This window comes from Segatella copri, from assembly GCF_026015295.1.
GTDB classification, from domain to species: domain Bacteria; phylum Bacteroidota; class Bacteroidia; order Bacteroidales; family Bacteroidaceae; genus Prevotella; species Prevotella copri_C.
Window position 1 is genome coordinate 3,151,201 of record NZ_JAPDUW010000001.1, and the last position, 18,224, is coordinate 3,169,424.

The 18,224-nt window shown below is 45.3% G+C and carries 17 protein-coding genes and 1 tRNA gene; 14 read left to right on the forward strand and 4 right to left on the reverse strand.

The genetic code is table 11. The features are described from left to right. Positions 1 to 246: 246 nt before the first annotated feature. On the reverse strand, positions 247 to 1,830 hold the full coding sequence (locus ONT18_RS13260) for an ATP-binding protein (protein ID WP_233339218.1): 1,584 nt from the start codon (positions 1,828 to 1,830) through the stop codon (positions 247 to 249). 450 nt (positions 1,831 to 2,280) lie between these two features. On the opposite strand from ONT18_RS13260, the gene ONT18_RS13265 reads away from it, so the two are divergent. From ONT18_RS13265 to ONT18_RS13280, 4 genes are all read left to right on the forward strand, one after another. Next, the gene (locus tag ONT18_RS13265; protein WP_264906018.1) at positions 2,281 to 2,778 is read left to right on the forward strand and encodes an AlbA family DNA-binding domain-containing protein; all 498 of its coding nucleotides are present in this window, start codon (positions 2,281 to 2,283) and stop codon (positions 2,776 to 2,778) included. A gap of 41 nt (positions 2,779 to 2,819) precedes the next feature. Further along, positions 2,820 to 3,680, forward strand: coding sequence for a DUF2971 domain-containing protein (locus ONT18_RS13270; RefSeq protein ID WP_233339216.1), 861 nt, complete (start codon positions 2,820 to 2,822; stop codon positions 3,678 to 3,680). A 200-nt stretch (positions 3,681 to 3,880) separates the two neighbouring features. Further along, on the forward strand, positions 3,881 to 4,042 hold the full coding sequence (locus tag ONT18_RS13275; RefSeq protein ID WP_264906024.1) for a hypothetical protein: 162 nt from the start codon (positions 3,881 to 3,883) through the stop codon (positions 4,040 to 4,042). A 248-nt stretch (positions 4,043 to 4,290) separates the two neighbouring features. Further along, positions 4,291 to 4,944 carry a hypothetical protein gene (locus ONT18_RS13280; RefSeq protein ID WP_264906028.1) on the forward strand — a complete coding sequence of 218 codons (654 nt, stop codon included), beginning with the start codon at positions 4,291 to 4,293 and terminating at the stop codon, positions 4,942 to 4,944. Positions 4,945 to 5,628: 684 nt separating this feature from the next. On the opposite strand, the gene ONT18_RS13285 is transcribed toward ONT18_RS13280, so the two are convergent. Then, positions 5,629 to 5,702, reverse strand: a tRNA-Ile gene (locus tag ONT18_RS13285). Between the two features lie 172 nt (positions 5,703 to 5,874). Between ONT18_RS13285 and ONT18_RS13290 the strand changes: the two genes are divergently transcribed. The 7 genes from ONT18_RS13290 (at position 5,875) to ONT18_RS13320 (ending at position 14,826) form a co-directional block, all read left to right on the forward strand. Beyond that, positions 5,875 to 8,514: a calcium-translocating P-type ATPase, PMCA-type gene (locus ONT18_RS13290; protein ID WP_264906032.1), complete on the forward strand. Its 2,640-nt coding sequence runs from the start codon at positions 5,875 to 5,877 to the stop codon at positions 8,512 to 8,514. Positions 8,515 to 8,557: 43 nt separating this feature from the next. Further along, positions 8,558 to 9,496: a bifunctional riboflavin kinase/FAD synthetase gene (locus ONT18_RS13295; protein ID WP_264906036.1), complete on the forward strand. Its 939-nt coding sequence runs from the start codon at positions 8,558 to 8,560 to the stop codon at positions 9,494 to 9,496. Between the two features lie 50 nt (positions 9,497 to 9,546). Next, entirely contained in the window at positions 9,547 to 10,380 is an 834-nt protein-coding gene (locus ONT18_RS13300) for a CPBP family intramembrane glutamic endopeptidase (protein ID WP_264906040.1), read from the forward strand. Between the two features lie 80 nt (positions 10,381 to 10,460). Next, on the forward strand, positions 10,461 to 11,357 hold the full coding sequence (locus ONT18_RS13305) for a hypothetical protein (protein WP_264906044.1): 897 nt from the start codon (positions 10,461 to 10,463) through the stop codon (positions 11,355 to 11,357). Between the two features lie 601 nt (positions 11,358 to 11,958). Then, the gene (locus ONT18_RS13310) at positions 11,959 to 13,191 is read left to right on the forward strand and encodes a site-specific integrase (protein ID WP_153083897.1); all 1,233 of its coding nucleotides are present in this window, start codon (positions 11,959 to 11,961) and stop codon (positions 13,189 to 13,191) included. A gap of 64 nt (positions 13,192 to 13,255) precedes the next feature. After that, on the forward strand, positions 13,256 to 14,467 hold the full coding sequence (locus ONT18_RS13315; RefSeq protein ID WP_118161256.1) for a site-specific integrase: 1,212 nt from the start codon (positions 13,256 to 13,258) through the stop codon (positions 14,465 to 14,467). Then, positions 14,464 to 14,826 carry a hypothetical protein gene (locus ONT18_RS13320; RefSeq protein ID WP_264906051.1) on the forward strand — a complete coding sequence of 121 codons (363 nt, stop codon included), beginning with the start codon at positions 14,464 to 14,466 and terminating at the stop codon, positions 14,824 to 14,826. Before ONT18_RS13315 ends, ONT18_RS13320 begins: the two co-directional genes overlap by 4 nt. A 238-nt stretch (positions 14,827 to 15,064) precedes the next feature. Here ONT18_RS13320 and ONT18_RS13325 read toward each other — a convergent pair whose 3' ends face one another. Both ONT18_RS13325 and ONT18_RS13330 read right to left on the reverse strand, forming a co-directional pair. Then, on the reverse strand, positions 15,065 to 15,373 hold the full coding sequence (locus ONT18_RS13325; RefSeq protein ID WP_008145366.1) for a helix-turn-helix domain-containing protein: 309 nt from the start codon (positions 15,371 to 15,373) through the stop codon (positions 15,065 to 15,067). Positions 15,374 to 15,455: 82 nt separating this feature from the next. Continuing rightward, positions 15,456 to 15,767, reverse strand: a complete 312-nt coding sequence (locus ONT18_RS13330) for a helix-turn-helix domain-containing protein (protein ID WP_008656559.1) — start codon at positions 15,765 to 15,767, stop codon at positions 15,456 to 15,458. Positions 15,768 to 16,164: 397 nt separating this feature from the next. Here ONT18_RS13330 and ONT18_RS13335 point away from each other — a divergent pair, with 397 nt between their 5' ends. The 3 genes from ONT18_RS13335 to ONT18_RS13345 all read left to right on the forward strand — a co-directional run bounded on the left by ONT18_RS13335 (position 16,165) and on the right by ONT18_RS13345 (position 18,192). Continuing rightward, positions 16,165 to 16,647: a DUF3408 domain-containing protein gene (locus tag ONT18_RS13335; RefSeq protein ID WP_153085319.1), complete on the forward strand. Its 483-nt coding sequence runs from the start codon at positions 16,165 to 16,167 to the stop codon at positions 16,645 to 16,647. Between the two features lie 184 nt (positions 16,648 to 16,831). Then, on the forward strand, positions 16,832 to 17,245 hold the full coding sequence (locus ONT18_RS13340) for a MobC family plasmid mobilization relaxosome protein (protein ID WP_264906055.1): 414 nt from the start codon (positions 16,832 to 16,834) through the stop codon (positions 17,243 to 17,245). Continuing rightward, the gene (locus tag ONT18_RS13345) at positions 17,242 to 18,192 is read left to right on the forward strand and encodes a relaxase/mobilization nuclease domain-containing protein (RefSeq protein ID WP_264906059.1); all 951 of its coding nucleotides are present in this window, start codon (positions 17,242 to 17,244) and stop codon (positions 18,190 to 18,192) included. The genes ONT18_RS13340 and ONT18_RS13345 overlap by 4 nt, the downstream gene beginning before the upstream one ends. The last annotated feature ends 32 nt before the right edge of the window (positions 18,193 to 18,224 follow it).

The following is an 18,224-nucleotide window of genomic DNA, read 5'->3' on the forward strand; positions in this document are numbered from 1 at the left end:
ACTTTTAGTTCTATATAATCAGGAACATTCAGTTCCTTTTTCTATTTCGGTTGCAAAATTACAAAAAGGTTTCTGCAACTTGGTTGCAAAAGCTCCAGTTGCCCTCTTTTTCTTGCCGGATGCTCTTACTCGGTCGTTTGGCTTCTTGGGCAAATTAAGAAGAAACGTGAAGATGATAGCTCATCGAGAAGACATTCTCTAAAATCAGGGGCATGCCGTATCAAGTAACGACATGCCTCTATTGCTTTATTCTTCATTTACCATTTCCCAATCCAAAACGCCTTTGCCTTCTTCGTCTAGTTCTATGCCTAAGCCTACTACCTCTCGCTTGTCGGCCTTGAAAGGCTCCAGGTATTGTTGGTCTTGAATTTGCTTGATGGCAGCTTCCTTGCCACCATTGTTTCTTAACTTCAACTCTATTACGTAGATGTGATGAGTTGTTTTGACAATGAGGTCGATTCTACCAGTAGAAAGCATGTGCTCTACTTCCACCTTCAAACCGATGGCATTCAAGATGGTACTGATGATCAGTCGGTAACGCTCTTCCATATCCATGGATGCCAACTTCTTGTTGCTGTAAGGTACGTCGGCAACCAATGCTTTGAGCGCTTTCATCGCCTTGTCTAACTCTTTATATTCCAAATATTGGTACAACTGCGCTTGCAGAGACTGCGTATCAGCCTCTTGTCGCATGGTCAATGCAGGCAGTACGCATTCGTAGAGCGCCTGTTTTACCTCTTCGTTTGGGAAGCCTAAGTGATAGACATTTCCTACGCACGATTTGATGGTGAGATAACCTGATTGATATAAGAAGAGTTCTGGACCTCCGCCAGTAACATCGGAAGTCTCCAATGTGTTGCGGAGAATCATGCAATCCTCAAAATCCGGTAGGCGCAACTCTGCATCCTTGATGAACTTCGGCAGCATGGATGTGGCTCCCGATGATGCCCAATAACTGTTGAGATCCTGGGTGTCAAGCGCATTGATGAGGCTGAAAGGATTGTAGATGTCAACCATGTTTCGGCGACTGAAATGGTAACCGTCGTAGTAGTCCTTCAGTTTGTCGTGGGTTTCCTGCAAAGTCCATCCGTTTACCTCTGCCATTTTTTCAAGTTCAGGCTTGAAGTTCTCTTTTATCTCCTCCTCAGTGATGCCGCAGATGGCTGCATATTCAGGGAGGAAACTGATGTTGGTTAGATTGTTGAGCACGGAGAAAAGGGAAATCTGCGTAAACTTAGTGATGCCTGTGATAAAGACCAGACGCTCGTATTCATCATCGGCCTTTAAAATGGCAAAGACTTCACGATATACCTCGGTACATGCTTCGTGTTCCGGGGTTTTCCAGGAGTGCTGGAGTGGAGAGTCATATTCGTCGATGAGGATGGCAACCTTCAAGCCCGTCTGTTTGTATGCCGTCGTAATGATGGCATCAAAGCGGTCGGCAAGCTGGGCGGTAGGGTCGGGAGTGATGACATACTTCTCTTCGTAGTATCCGAATCGCAGATTCAGGTATGAACGCAAGGTTTCTGCATTGGCGCCTCCACGGCTCATGTCGAGTCGAATCACGGGATATGCCTTCCAATCCTTCTCCAAGTCCATGATTTTGAGCCCTTCGAAGAGTTCCTTTCTTCCTTCGAAGTAACATTGTAACGTATCAATGAGCACAGACTTTCCGAATCGGCGAGGACGGCTCAAGTAATTATACCTTCTACCTTTGTTCGCCAAATCCCAAATGATGTCAGTCTTATCAACATAGAGATAGTTTTCTTCTCTTATCTTGTTGAAAGATTGTATGCCTATAGGCAGCTTTCTGTATTCATTGTTTGCCATAATCCTTTCTCCTTTATTTGTATGGCGCAAAGATACGGCAAATAATTGAAACCACCAAATTTTGAAAGAGGAATTATGGTGTTGCTTTTTGGATGTACATTCTTTCTGCAAGCTTGAATTCGCTGTTTCAATCATAGTTTCCCAAAATTGCATAAATAGCAAAAAACGACAAAATATGGCACAAAAACTAGTAGCATCATTCGGTACGTTTTCAGAGCGTAAATGTACCATGGCTTTAGTGTTAAGGATATTAAGAAGATGTCAAAGAAGGAGATGCCAGAGCTTTTTGCGAAGTTCGAAGAAGAAAAAGGAAATGCAGTGCATTATCAGAGAAGTGACACAAAAGTGTTTGTTTTTGGGCGATAGCTTGAAAATAATCCTCAAATCTTTGGCATTTCGTATTTATTTTCGTAATTTTGCCCTTATTTAGGCGATAAACTATAAGGAACAATGACAAAAGAAGAGCTTGAAAAGCGAATCAATGAGATAGAATGGGATGATTCCGAAATGAAGACAGCCCAGAATAAACTTCCTAATGATGTCTGGGAAACGGTATCTGCTTTCTCTAACACATCAGGAGGTTGGATTGTGTTTGGTGTTCACCAGCATGGTAAGAATGTTGATTTTAAAAGCGATTTGGTATGCTCTACCGTAACGTATTGGTTTAGTGACCAAGCTAATGACCAAGCTAGTGACCAAGCTAGTGACCAAGCTAGTGAACAAGTTAGTGAACAAGTTCAAATATTAGTAAATGCAATTCGAGAAAATGTGTATTCTATGTTTGATATACAGCGTAGGTTAAATATTTCTAGCAGAAGGTATGTATTGGTAGAAATGCTGACCCCTGCCATTGAGCAAGGATATGTTTTGCGAGCATACCCAGACAAACCTCGACACCCTAAGCAAAGATACTATCTAAGTGAAAAGGGGTTGAAGTTGGTAAAATGAAAGCAATAATGTCTGATATATAAGTATAGGAGAAATATATTATGGATAATTCTGAAACTCAGGAGATATTTAATAGTATTAAGGACAAGTTAAGGCATTGGACTTCCTCTGTCTTTAATGAGTTTTATGGGCTTCAAAAACTTGGTAGTCTGTATTATTATACAGATATGAATGCATTGGTTAATGGGATAATTGTACCAGAACCAGAGGTAAACCGTGAGATTTGTCTTTGGGCAACAAAGTGGTCACATCTAAATGACTCGCAAGAAAACTATATAGCTTTGGATATGTTGAAAGATGTGTTTAAGAATAATCTGGAAGTTTATTATGCTTTTGTATCATTGTCTGGAGATAATCATTCTATTAGCTTTTCAAAAGAAAAGGACTATTTGCCCATGTGGAGTATGTATGGTGCTCAGGGAACAGGCATTATGTTAGAGTTCGATGTTTCGGAATTGTTGAAAATATATGGTGTCAGATTAATGCCTTGTGTTTATTATGATACTGAATATTTTGAATCGGTGTGTAAAAGATTCTTTGGTTTGGAGTTTGGTGATGAATTTGAGTATATGTCTAATGATAAGAAGACGTTAGCGATAGCCATCTTGACAATAATGTTTGTCGGGACACTGAAAAATTCTGCTTTCAAATATGAGAATGAGGTTCGCATAGTAGGAATAGGGACTCCATATTATGATAGTAAAAGGAGGGAACAATTCCGAGTGAAAAATGGAGTCTTGGTTCCTTATATAAAGGAGTACTTGCCAAAATCATGTTTGAAATCAGTATGGCTCGGACCTACAGCAGATAAGGATTTGTCATTAGACGCTTTACGTTCCTATTTGGATAGTTGCAATATTGAAGCAGAAGTAAACTGTTCTCAAATTCCTTATAGAGGCTAGACTTGTGTATAAGTCCGTTTTTGTTAATTCTGTATAAACATACATAGGTGTTGCATAAATATTCATGTTTTTGTTGTATATTTGCATCTGCAATCTCAATTTGTATAAGTTGAGCTCCTAAAAATGCCGTTTAATGTTGTTATGCGCAGTTGTAAGGGTGCGGCAAATCCTTTAGGGTAGCGTGCAAAAATATTAATAGAATGGAAATTAAAAGCAACAAACAGGCGTATGATGTTTTGCAAGTAATAAAAGAGAGTTTGCAAAATACAGCAGATGCAGCTGGATTACCACCAACGGAAATTGCTGCACAGTTGGGACTTATAGATAGAGTACAGTTGTATCTCTGTCCAAGTGCGAAATAGAAATAGATTTAAGGTTAAAAGTCAGAGAATTTATCTCAGCAAGACAAATTCTCTGACTTTGCTTTTAGTTGTTTGTGAAACAATAGGCAATGAAGACCTGTTTTAAATTTTGGTTTTTCCTATAAGTTAGTGTGTCTTAAAGTGTTAGAGCAAATTTCTGTTATGTTAGGTTAAATTATTTTGTAGAACGGCTTGTAAGTCATATTTTTTATGTATTCTTGCTTATTAAATTAATAAAATAATAGGTTATGGAATTATATAAAGGTCTGTTGGACTCAATAAAACTTTTGGGTGACGGAATAATTAAAATAGTTGAATATGAGGATGGTTTCATCATTTTAAATTTGACAGATAGAAAATTGTGTGTGTTAGATGATAAGATAATTACTTTCGATAACATCTTAGATGTCTCTGTTAGTTCTGAAACAAAAAGAGATCCACGTGTGGAATTGGCAAATGCTTTTGCTTCTAGTGAAGCTTCAAAAACGACCACTAATACAGGTAGTATAGTAGGTCGATCCCTAGTGGGCGGACTTGTTGGAGGTGTACCTGGAGCAATTATTGGTGGTATGACTGCAGAAAAGAAGACTGAAGTTTTTCATACTGTAGATTCTCGTTATGAGGATTATACTATAACTATTATAATAAAGGATTTAATTAACCCTACTTTATCTATCCATATAGGAAATGATAGAGAGACAGTTGAAGAAATTGCAAATCTGTTTAAGGCAGTATTAGCGTCAAAAGATACTGTAAAAGGAAATGCTATGGATATGGACAAAAGCTCATATCTTTCTAGTATGTATTCTAAAGCTCGCAAACTGAAAGCAGAAATAAGTGTTACAGCTAATGGCTTTGTTATGAATGCAGATAATGAATCGTTAGCAGAGAGTGTAAACTAAACTGTGTTAAACTACTTTTATTGTAGCTTGACACAGTTTAGTTTACACTCTCTATCTTCATGATTGATTACTCTATTCAAACTTGTCAACACATAAATAGTAGTCTTAGTGTTGATTTTGACTTTATAGCAAAAACTAAATACTTGCAAGATAAACCTTTGTTTTTAACACTTTTCATCCGAAAACGCCCGATTTATGTTAAACTTGAGTTACGCCTGTTAACAGACTTGGTTTGCCCTTCTCTGGTACAGTCTCTGTGATGTTGGTTACGAATCCTTTTATTCTCTGCTTGTTCTTTTCACGATACTCTGCATCGGAATCGTTGGAATTCTGTACATTTCTTGACTAACGCTTTGAACCTCGGAGCTTTCCAGCAAAAAAATGTTGCGACTACCGTGCGGCAAGCCGTGACAAAAATGATGTGTAGATTTTACGTTGTTCCTATCTAGAGTGTACGTGTGAACATTGGGGAAGAGATAAGAAAATGTTGGGATGTGACAGTGAGTAGTGAACCAAAATAATAAAGATCTTTTATTTTGCCTTTGGGGGATAGTGCATAACATTGCAAAATGTCAAGATAAAGTCTCATAAGAGGGTATTAACTGAAATACGATGTTTTCGCAATGTTTTCGCAGAACAAAAAAGCGACTTGCGCTCGAAAGCGTAAGTCGCTGATTTTCAGCGTGGACCAGCTAGGGCTTGAACCTAGGACCTCCAGATTATGAGTCTGTTGCTCTAACCAACTGAGCTACAAGTCCGTTGAATTTTTATTAAATTCGAGTGCAAAGATACTAGATTTTGGGCAAATAACCAAATAAAATCTTAAAAATTTTCTTAGAATCAGAAAAATAGCGTATCTTTGCACCAAATTATGTGCGCACACGTGCGTATGTACTTATTAATCGTACAAAAAAGAATTTCTATTCAGAAATGGACATAGACAAAAATAGAAGAATCGGTCTTACCGATGAACAAGTTAAACAGAGTAGGGAGCAGCATGGCAAGAACGTGCTCACCCCTCCTCAACGTACTTCATTATGGAAATTGTATTTGGATAAATATCGCGACCCGATTATCCAGATACTTCTTGTGGCGGCTTTCGTATCCCTCATCCTTGCTTTTATCGAAAAGAATTTCATGGAGACCATCGGTATCTTCGTGGCTGTTTTCCTTGCTACTACCGTAGGTTTCTATTTTGAGCGCGATGCTGCCAAGAAGTTTAATCTGCTCACGGCGCTCAGCGAAGAGCAGCCGGTAAAGGTGCGCCGCAATGGTAAGGTGATGGAGATTCCGCGCCACGATGTGGTGGTGGGAGATGTAGTGCTTGTGGAAGTGGGCGACGAGGTGCCTGCCGATGGAGAACTCATCGTCTGCAACGACCTGCAGATTAATGAATCTGCCCTTACGGGCGAACCTGTTGCCGAGAAATCTCTGGAAGGCGGTGGCGATGGAGCCTATCCTCGCAACGTCATCCTCCGTTCTACCATGGTGATGAATGGCAGGGGCGAGTTCGTGGTTACTGCCGTGGGCGATGCTACCGAGATTGGTAAGGTGGCGAAGAAATCTACTGAGCAGACTTCGGTGGAGACACCGCTTCACATGCAGCTCGATAAGTTGGCGAAGATGATTTCCAAGGTAGGCTCTGTAGTATCAGTGGCAGCCTTCTTCATCTTCCTGATTCACGATATCCTCACCAATCCGGCATGGGGCGGCAAGGATTATTTCTATATGGCAGAAATCGTGCTGAAATACTTCATGATGGCTGTTACCCTGATTGTGATGGCGGTGCCGGAGGGATTGCCGATGGCGATTACCCTTTCTCTGGCGCTCAACATGCGAAGAATGCTGAAGTCGAACAATCTGGTGCGCAAGCTCCATGCCTGCGAAACCATGGGTGCCGTTACCGTGATCTGTACCGATAAAACCGGTACGCTTACCCAGAACAAGATGCAGGTGAGTGCCCTGGAACTCAAGCAGGGCGATGAGGCGCTGCTCGATACTGCCATTTCCCTCAACTCTACAGCCGAGTTGAATGACGGCAAACCTATCGGAAACCCTACCGAGTCGGCTCTCCTGCTCTGGCTCAATGCCCAGGGCAAGGATTATGAAGAACTCCGCAAGCAGGTGAATGTGCTCAAGCAGTTGCCTTTCTCTACTGAGAGAAAGATGATGGCAACCTTGGCAGAAGTTGATGGCGAGACCTATCTCTTCGTGAAGGGTGCGCCTGAAATCGTGATGAAGAAATGCATCATCGAAGATAGAATGCAGAGACAGTCAGCCGAAGAACTCGATGAGTGGCAGCATAAGGCGATGAGAACCCTGGCGTTCGCCTATAAGAAGATAGAAGCTTCTATCATGAGAACTTCCAGAACCTCTACTGCCGAAGTGGTAGCACTTCTCGATGCCAACGACCTTCAGTTGCAGGCCATTGCAGCCATTGCCGATCCTATCCGTCCGGATGTTCCTGCTGCCGTGCAGGAGTGCCGCCATGCGGGTATCGAGGTGAAGGTGGTTACGGGTGATACGGCTGCCACCGCCTTGGAGATAGGCAAGCAGATAGGTGTCTTCGAAGATGAACCTGAGAATATCGGAGCAGATGGCTCTCTGACCTCGCTCGACCAGCAGATGATTACGGGCGAACAGTGGGAGGCTCTTTCTGACGAAGAGGCTTACGAACGGGCAAAGGATATCCGAGTGATGAGCCGTGCCCGTCCTACCGATAAGCAGCGACTGGTGGCCATGCTCCAGAAGCGTGGCGAGGTGGTTGCCGTTACAGGCGACGGTACCAACGATGCTCCGGCGCTTCACTATGCTCACGTGGGCTTGTCGCTGGGTTCGGGAACTTCCGTGGCTAAGGAGGCTTCGGATATGACCCTGCTCGATGATTCGTTCAAGTCTATCGCCAATGCCGTGATGTGGGGACGCTCGCTCTATCGCAACCTGCAGCGCTTCCTCTTCTTCCAGTTGGTAGTAAACGTGGCAGCCCTCCTGCTGGTGCTTGGCGGTTCTGTCATCGGAACCGAGATGCCGTTGACGGTAACTCAGATTCTCTGGGTGAACCTTATCATGGATACCTTCGCAGCCTTGGCACTTGCCTCATTGCCTCCATCTCACGAGGTGATGAAGGATAAACCACGCAAGGCATCCGATTTCATCATCAACAAGAGCATCGGTTTCGGCATTCTGTTCTGCGGCATCGTCTTCTTCCTCGTGATGTTTGCCCTGCTGGTTTACTGTGAGCGCAGAGGCAAGGGTGGCGTAGATGTGCATGAGCTGACCATGTTCTTTACCACCTTCGTGATGATACAGTTCTGGAACCTCTTCAATGCCAAGGCGCTGATGAGCCATCATACTGCTTTCCGCCATTTCCTGAAGGATAAGGGAATGATTCTGGTGCTTGTACTGGTATTGGTGGGTCAGTGGATAATCGTAACCTTTGGTGGCGAAATGTTCCGCACCACACCATTGTCGCTCTACGAGTGGCTGCTCATCATCGGCTCAACCTCCGTTGTACTTTGGGCGGGCGAGCTGTGGAGAACTTTTAAGAGAATGATAGCAAAGAGAAGATAACCCATAGGGGATTCTTCTGAAATGAATGTTAAAGACAGTCCTTATGAATACAATACATTATAACGATATCGTGCAGTTGCCGCCTTGTGTGGCAACGATTGGTTTCTTCGATGGAGTGCATCGGGGACATCAGTTCCTGATTCATCATCTCGTAGAGACGGCACGAAAGGAAGGCTTGCAATCTACCGTCATCACCTTCGATGCGCATCCCCGCAAGGTATTGCAGGCAGATTATCAGCCAGAGATGCTGAGCACGCTCGATTCCAAGCTGCTGCTGCTTTCGAAGACGGAAGTGGATAATGCTGTGGTGCTGCATTTCGACAAGGCGATGGCTGCCATGTCGGCAAGAGAGTTCATGCAGCAGGTGCTCCACGACCATCTCAACGTAAGGAAACTCTTCATCGGCTACGACCATCGCTTCGGTCACAACCGCGAGGAGACTTTCGAAGATTACGTGCGCTACGGCAAGGAGATGGGCATCGAGGTAATCAGGAACGAAGCCTTCCAGATAGATGGCATCAACATCTCTTCTTCCGTCATCCGCTCTTTCCTGAAAGAGGGAGAAGTGGAGATGGCAGCCCGGTGCCTCGGATTCCCTTACACCCTCATCGGAAAGGTGGTGAATGGATTCCATGAAGGCAGAAAGCTCGGTTTCCCTACTGCCAATCTCGACATCTCTCACTTCGGACAGCTGATTCCTGCCCCTGGTGTCTATGCCGTAAGGGTAAGACTGGAGAATACGGTGGAATGGAAGCGGGGAATGATGAATGTGGGCAATCGCCCAACCTTCAATGGCAGACAACTGACGCTAGAGACGCACATCTTCAATTTCGACGGGGATATTTATGACCAGCTCTTGCTCGTAAGCTTCGTGAAGCGAATAAGGGGCGAACAGAAGTTTGACAGTCCCGAGGAGTTGGCGGCGCAGCTGAAAGAGGATGAGCAGACCGTGCTGGATCTCTTTGAAAAGGAAGCGGAATGATAGCGAGAATGCTATTAACTATAAACGATTAATTATAAACAGTAAAAGCAATGGCAAAGATTAATTTAAAGAGAGGTTTGACGGATATCGTCCTCTACCTGATTATATTTATAGTAGTACAGATTATCGTGATGTATGCTGGTGCAGGAATCTGGGCGGGCATTAAGGGCGAAGGTTACCAGGCAACGCTCCTGGCTATCAGTTCGGGCAGCAATCCTATCCTGATGGCGCTTACCTCAGCGTTCAGCAACGTTATCACCCTCGTCATCTTCCTGAAGACGAAGTGGACACCGCTGACCCGCGATTATCTGCTTTCCAAGCCTTGGGCAACGCTTCTCTGGGTGGCATTGTTCTCTCTGGGAACCATCATTCCTCTGGAGTTCATATATGAGCAGATAGGCATCGAGATGGACGAGAATGCCGAGCAGATACTCGCATCGCTCATGAAGGAGCCTTGGGGCTATGTGGCTATCGGCGTTCTGGCGCCTTTTGCTGAGGAGGTTGTGTTCCGTGGAGCCATTCTCCGCACCCTGCTGGGTCTTATGAGCAAGAAGAACCATTGGGTAGCCATCATGATTTCGGCTGCCATCTTCGGTCTGGCTCACGCCAACGTAGCGCAGTTTATCAATGCCCTCCTGCTGGGCTTACTCCTGGGTTGGATGTATTATCGCACCAAGAGTCTTGTTCCGGGCATCCTGCTCCACTGGGTGACTAATACGATGGCGTATGTCCTATCCAATATCATGCCTCAGAGCGATGGCAAGCTCATCGACCTCTTCCATGGCGATGAGAAAACCATGTATTATGCCATAGGCTTCTCTCTCTGCATCATGATTCCAAGTTTCATACAGCTGGTTATCAGATTAAAGAAGGTGAAGGCTTAAGAGATAAATAAACGAGTAAAAAGGTTACCTGGATGGGTAGCCTTTTTTCAGATATATAACCGGATAGATAAGTAGATTTTATGAAGATTATAGAAAGCAGTATCATAGGAAAGAAGAGCCCTGAGGCTTGTGAGGATGGAATGGTAGTTACCGATGATTTCATCGCTGTGATTGATGGCAGTACGAGCAAGACGCCGAAGCATCTCAATCCTGATATGAAGAACGGAAGATACGCCATGATGCTTATCTCGGAATATATCCGGGAGGAACTGAAGGCGGATGCCTCGGTAGATGAATTCTGCCAGGGCGTAACGGCGTATATATATAATAAGGTGTATGAAAAGCTTGGGGTGGAAGAGCGGTTGAAGGAGCATCCGGAAGAGCGCCTTACCGCCTCGGCTATCCTTTATAGCCGGACAAGGAATGAAGTATGGATGGTGGGCGATTGCCAGGCAATCATCGCCGGAAAGCTTTATGAGAACGGCAAGCCTTATGAGCAGGAGATTGCCCGGAAACGAGTAGAACTGATAGCGCAGGGCCTTTCGCCTGCTGAGGCTAGAAAGCAGATAGAGCCATTATTGATCGAGGCGATGCTTTCCGGGCAGAACCAGACCTATACGGTTATTGATGGATTTCCTATCTATCGGGAGGGAGTGAAGGTCGTTTCGGTTTCAGATTCCAGTTCTGTTCAGGATTCTGTTTCATCATCAGATTCTTGTTCTGTTCAAGATCCTGTTTCCTGCTCAGGCTCCGCTTCTGCATCAGATACAATTCCATCTTCTTCCTCCGAGATAGTATTGGCGAGCGATGGCTATCCGTTCCTGAAGCCAACCTTGGCAGCGAGCGAGGCGGCATTGGCAGAGCAGATTGCCAACGACCCTCAGAACATCCGTTCCTTTATCGCCACCAAGGGCATCGTAGAGGGCAATAAGAGCTTTGATGATAGAACTTATATTCGATTGGTTTATTGCCAGTAAATAAAAAACCGCAGGTTTATTTATTAGCAATAAACAAAAATGGCTGATTCCGCCAGAAAAAAATAACACGGACAAATTGAATTTGTCCGGTTTGTTTGGAGGCTTGTAATATCCCAATAATCAGTAGATTATGAGCGTTCGGACAATTTGTCCGGACAAATTCAATTTGTCCGTGTTATTTTTTAGCATGAAATGACAAGTAATGGCAAGGATTTCTATCCGGCAAGCGATGTGTTCCCAAGAAGAAAACAATGACTTCTGCCCCGAGAAACGGTGAGTTCTGGAGGAGAAAACTATGAGTTATTTTCTTTAACATAAAGCTCTAAAGCAGCCAAAGGAGAATAAGAGAGGTTGGAACGTAAACAGTTGGGAATGAGTAGATTTGCACAAAGTTGCCAAATCGGCATAAAGCAAGCGAGTGAGGAATATTGAAGTAGTTCAGTTACTAAATCGTGAGCCACAGTTACCTATGCAAAGCAGGTAACAATGCGGAAAGGCAACTTTGTGCATCAACGGATTTCATTGCGCTGATTCTCAATGTTTTGCGTATCAATGAACGCTTACAAAATGATTATATTTGCACACTCAAAATGTAAGCGTTATGAAAATCGAAAAATTCAAGGTGTTGCTCTACCTAAAAAAGAGCGGAATGGACAAGAATGGAAAAGCTCCCATCATGGGACGCATCACGGTGAACAGGACTATGGCGCAGTTCTCCTGCAAGTTGTCTTGCACTCCATCGCTTTGGAATCCTCGTGCCAGCCGATTGGAGGGCAAGAGCAAGGAAGCCGTGGAAACCAACAAGGACATCGAGCAGTTGTTGCTTTCCATCCAAAAGGCTTTCGATGTGCTTGTGGAAAAGAGAACGGACTTCGAGGCTAAGGATGTCAAGGAGGCTTTGCAGGGCAGCGTCAAGACACAGACCACCCTTCTCTCCTTCGTGGACGAGCATATCAGTGAACTCAGCACCCATGAGGGCATCGATATGTCGAAGAGCAGTGTCTGGACTTACAGAAAGATTCGCAAGAATCTCGCTGAGTTCATCGGGGAGAAGTATAGGTTGACTGATTTGGCTTTCGGACAGCTGACCGAGCCTTTCATCAGTGACTTTCACCATTACTTGCTTGACGAGAAAGGCTTTTCATCAGGAACCATCACCATCTATGTGTCGCTCTTCAAGAAGATGTGCCGCATTGCCTTTGAGCGAGGCTTGTGCAAGAACCTGCTGTTCGCCCATTATCGGGTTGGCACTCCAAGGGTTACGACACCCAAGGCTCTCAGCATGTCTGATTTCATAAAAATCCGTGATGTGGAACTGCCCGAAGACAAGCCGAGACTATCCGTTAGCCGTGACCTGTTTCTTTTCGCCTGCTATGCAGGAACAGCCTTCATAGACACCGTTTCCATCACGAAAGCCAATGTCAAGGTGTTGGAGGATGGTGACAAATGGCTCATCTATAACCGCAAGAAGACCGGAACACTTGCCAGGGTGAAACTCCTGCCCGAGGCGTTGGAGCTGATGGCGAAATACGAGGACGGGGCAAGAGATACCCTTTTCCCATTGCTGAGCACGAATCGTGTTCGTATCGATCTCATCACCATCTGCAAGTTGGCGGAAACGAGCAAGACCTATTCCTACCATTCGGGACGACACTCGTTCGCCAGCCTCATTACGCTGGAGGCTGGTGTGCCGATGGAGACCATCTGCAAGATGCTCGGTCACAAGGATGTGAAGATGACGCAGCGGTATGCGAGAGTAACCCAAAAGAAGCTGTTTGAGGACATGGACAAGTTCATCGCTGCAACCGAGAAGGACTTTATTCTCGCATTATGAACAAGGCTTTCAACTTTTCTTTTTACAGTTTCAACTACATTATTATATTATAAGGACAACAACTATGAGCAGAAGTACATTTTCAATTTTGCCTTACATCAACAGACAGAAGGTGAAGGCAGACGGAACAGCCAACATACTTTGCCGCATCACCGTTGACGGCAAAAGTGCAGCCATTTCCACAGGCATATCCTGTACCCCACAGGAGTGGAACGCCAAGAAGGGAGAGGTACGGAACGCAAGGGACAACGGACGATTGGCAAGTTTCCTTGCTGAGGTCAAGGATAAATACAACTCACTTCTTACCACCAACGGCATCATCACCGTGGAAATGCTGAAGGCTGTGTTGAAGGACAAGGACACGACAGGAAGGTTCTTGCTGAACTTTGGTGATACCATCGTGGAATGGTATCGAACCTCAAAAGCCAGACAAACCTTTCTGCACAAGCGGACATGGCAGAAGAACCTGAGAGCCTTTGTCCATTCGTTGGATAAGGACGACATCGCCTTTGAGGACATAGACGAGAATTTCGGGGAGGAATACAAGCTATTCCTGAAACGAGACCAGGGACGTATCGACAGCTACGTGAACCATTGCCTTCTCTGGCTGAACATGTTGATGTACAAGGCAGTGGACAGGAGCATTATCCGCTTCAATCCCATAGCCAAGATAGGGTATGAGAAGAAGGCAGCCCCGAAGATGACCCATATCAGCAAGGCAGACTTCATCAAGATGCTCTCTACCCCGATGGCTGACGAGCGAACGGAGCTTGCACGCAGATGTTTCATTTTTGCCTCGCTCACCTCCTTATCCTATATAGATGTAAAGAAACTGTACCCTCACCATATCAGTGAGAACTCCGAGGGTAGGAAGTTCATCCGCAAGGAAAGAGAGAAGACAGGCGTGGAGTTCTTCGTGCCACTCCATCCGATAGCCGAGAAGATTCTTTCGCTCTACAATACCACGGACGACAGCAAGCCTGTTTTTCCACTGGGTGAGAAGAAAGACATCTATCTTGATGTGCATACCCTTGGAATGGTGCTTGGCATAAGTAATAAGTTGGGATTCCACGCCAGCCGCCATACATTCGGAGTCTTGATGCTCAACGAGGACATTCCCATCGGCAGCATAGCCAAGATGATGGGACACGCAGACATTACAAGCACACAGGTCTATGCGCAGGTGACGGAGCAGAAGATTTCAAATGACATGGATAAGCTTATTGCCAAGCGAGAAAGGAACAGATTATCGAACGAAAAAACTATTGGAAAATGAACAGAGGAGTTATAACTATCAGCGAGAGCGGAACGGTATCCATGCCGACCGATACTGTATGGATGACCATGCAGGAGATTGCCGACATGTATAATATATTCGGCTGTTATGTGCGCAAGGCTGTCAAGGCTGTATTCAAGGACGGCATTCTGAAAGAGCAGGGTGTACGCCGTCATGTCAGGAAGAACGACCGCATCAGCTATGATGTGTATAGCCTTGAACTCGTCATTGCGGTAGCCTTCCGTATTGACAGCATTGAGAGCAGAGCCTTTCGGGAGTTCATTATGCAAGCCATCATCAAAAAGCAGACAAGCCGCACTAAACTGGTCTGTATCTTTACAGAGAATGCAATGGCATAGACCTGCCATAAAGCAACGTTCCTTGGAGGCTTTGCGCCTCCAGCCACTTGGGCGAACCACCGCAGTGTGTTTTAGCATGGTATTAGATTTATACAGGTAACACAAATGATACCCGGCAAACACGACCAACTCGGTATAGCCAATAAAATGAGGCGACAACCTATAACAACCACGCTCGGTAAGTTATACGTTGTCGCCTTGTTCATTTCACCCCACTCATCAAGGACATGTATTTCTCCTACAAGCCCTTCATTCTGTACGCCTCACGATAGTTAGCCATCAGAATCTTCTGAATGTCGGACTCGCGGTAGAGTATCTTTCCGCCAAGCTGGATATACGGGATGACACCGTTGTTTCGGTAGTCCTGCAGGGTTCTTCGGCTCAGTTGCAGCCTGGCACAAAGCTCCTTGTCCGTCATGAAGCGCTCACCGCCAAGCATGGGGCGGTAGTTCATCACGGCACGTTCAAAATTGTCAACCATTCGGTTGAGGTGGTTCACGATGTGGTTCATCCACTCGCTGTTTCTTGTCATTACTTCATTGCTCATAGTTGTCTCGTTTTATTGTTGATACTTACGTTACTCGGTTTACTTGCTGCATTGGATTAAGTGGCTGTTGTATATTGACAGCCTAACCTGTGCGCTTGCGAAAGCGCATGTCCTTTTTCTTGTCCTCCACTACTGCTACGATAGCCATCACGTCCTCCGGCTTGTAGTAGGTCTTGTGGCTGATTTGCGTATAAGCCAAAGTTCCGTTGTCCCGAAGCGTCTGCACTGTCCGTGGGCAGATGTTGAGCGTCTGACACACGTCCTGCGTGTCGAGCCACTTGTTCATGGTCTTGTCCTCACTGCGCTCACGGATTCTGTCCATGCGCTTCACGAAGTTCTCCAACTGGGCATCAAGATAGTTGAATGCCTCTTCCTCGAATACGATGAATCCCATACTTTTCTTTTTTCTAAGTTAATACTATGTTATATGTCGCAAAGCTCCACGCATATGCTGTGCTCCACGTTTGTGAGTGCAAAGATAAGGCACGGCAATCTAAAAACAAGCGTTTTCAATTTCTGTGGCAGTATGTTGCCGGGGTTTGCCGACTTCAACGCCAAAAACAACAAGAAAAACTTGCACGACTGCAACGAATACATGAACAATGATGAGTTGAGAAATACGTTGAAGTTCTCACAACTATCTCGGTATGCAAATAAGCAAGCCACAACTAAATTGCCACGTTACACCCAATCAGTTGCATGGCTGCACTCAGTACACTTACTTTGCACCCGACAATCGGTCAATGGTGCAAACCGTGACCACTATACTAACAAATAAAACAGCATAAGCTATGGCAAGAACAAAAGATGCAGTCTTGACTCCTGAGCAAAAGGAGCTGATGGAAAAAGAGTATTTGGATTTTGTTAAACCATCTACGTATGGCAACAAAGCCAATCCAAGTAGTTGTAATTCTCTCTATGATGATGTAGAGAACCCAGAGTTGAGAGCAATTGTAGAGAAAGTTGCTGCAACAACTCCCTATAGAGAGGAAACATCAACGAACGAGGCTCAATCGCCACCGAATCCGCAGAAGCGCATCAGCGGCAAGCAGCGCAAGGCGACATTAGAGGAGTATCAGCAGACCTTCCTCCAAGTTCCAAGGATTGACGACCGCAAGCCAGTCTTCGTCAGTTCCGATGTACGAGACCGTCTTGATCGTGTCGTCCGCATCCTCGGAGGGAGACGCATGAGCGTATCGGGCATCATCGAGAACATCGTGCGCCACCACCTAAGCCTTTATGAAGAGGACTTCGAGGCTTGGCGCAAATTGTGAGAATTAAGGTCTGCGACCTTGGACGTGGATAGCTGAAAGGCTGTAGTTCCAACTAACGTGTTCTGAGAGGGAGCGAGGTTATGTTTTGGGAACCCCAAAACGCCTCGCTCCACCATGAGGGCGGAGGAATTTTGCTCCCGGCGGTCGCAGAAAGTAAGTGTACCAACTGTAAACAGTATATCGAATGACAAGCATACATGAACAGGACAGGAGAAAGGGCGGAAGACCGCCCACAGGCAGGATTCACAAGCTGTCGAAGTCTGTCACGGTGAAGTTCTCGAAGCCAAGCTACGAGGCACTGAGGCTGAGGGCGAGAAAAGCCAACCGCAAGTTGGCGGAGTACATCCGTGAGTCCGCCTTGAACGGCGAGGTGGTCAGCGGACACAATGCAGAGACGGTAGCCATCGCCAAGAACCTCATTGGCATGGCGAACAACCTCAACCAACTTACCAAGCTGTCGCATCAGAGAGGTTTCCATGAAACCCATGTATATGTGGTGGACTTGTTGAGAAGATTGAAAGCAATCCTTGGCGAGTATCGCCAAGCAAGTTATAAACCGAAGCCAAGCAGTATGGGCAGAAAGGAGGATACCACATGATAGGCAAGCTAAAGAAGGGCAGCTCATTTGGTGGTTGCATCCGCTATGTTACAGGCAAGGACGAGGCGAAAATCATCGTCTCGGATGGTGTGTTACTCGGCACGAATGCCGAGATGACGCAAAGTTTCGAGCTACAGAGGCAGCTAAATCCAAGGATTAAGAAGCCTGTGGGACACATTGCATTGAGCTTCAAACCCGAGGACAAGCCACGTTTGACGGATGAGTTCATGGCTAAGATAGCCCTTGAATACATGCAGATGATGGGCATCACCGATACCCAATTCATCATCGTAAGGCATCACAATACGGACAATCCACATTGTCATATCGTGTATAACCGCATCAATAACGAGGGCAAACTCATATCAGACAGGAATGATTACAGGCGTAATGAGCAAGTTACCAAGGTCCTAAAATCCAAATATGGGCTGACTTACGGAACGGATAAGAGCAAGACTAATACTCGCAAGTTACGCAATGCTGAGCGTGCCAAATACGAGATTCACAATGCCGTCAAGGATGCCTTGAAAGGCGCTGATAGTTGGCAGAAATTCAAGAATGAACTTGCAAAGCGAGGTGTTCTCTTGGAGTTTGTCTATAAGGACAAGGAGCGAACCAAGGTTCAAGGCATCCGTTTCTGCAAGGATGGATATAGCTTCAAGGGTACGCAGATTTGCAGAGAATGCAGCTTTGGCAAGTTGGATGCAAGACTTGGCACAGAGTATAATCGTGTATCGCCAAGAGCCGAATCTATGCAGGGAGGACAACTAAGTTGTCACCAAGTAGAACAGACTCAACCAACGGCAGAACATACCCAAGACCCTTGGAGTGGTATTTCTTCCATCGGCTTGTTCGCTCCGTCTAATGCCCAAACTTATGAGCCATTCCCAGAGGATGAATCCGCCAAGAAGAAAAAGAGAAAACGCAGAAAGGGCTTCAGCCTTTGATGCAAGTTACAAACTTAAAATTAGAATCGAAC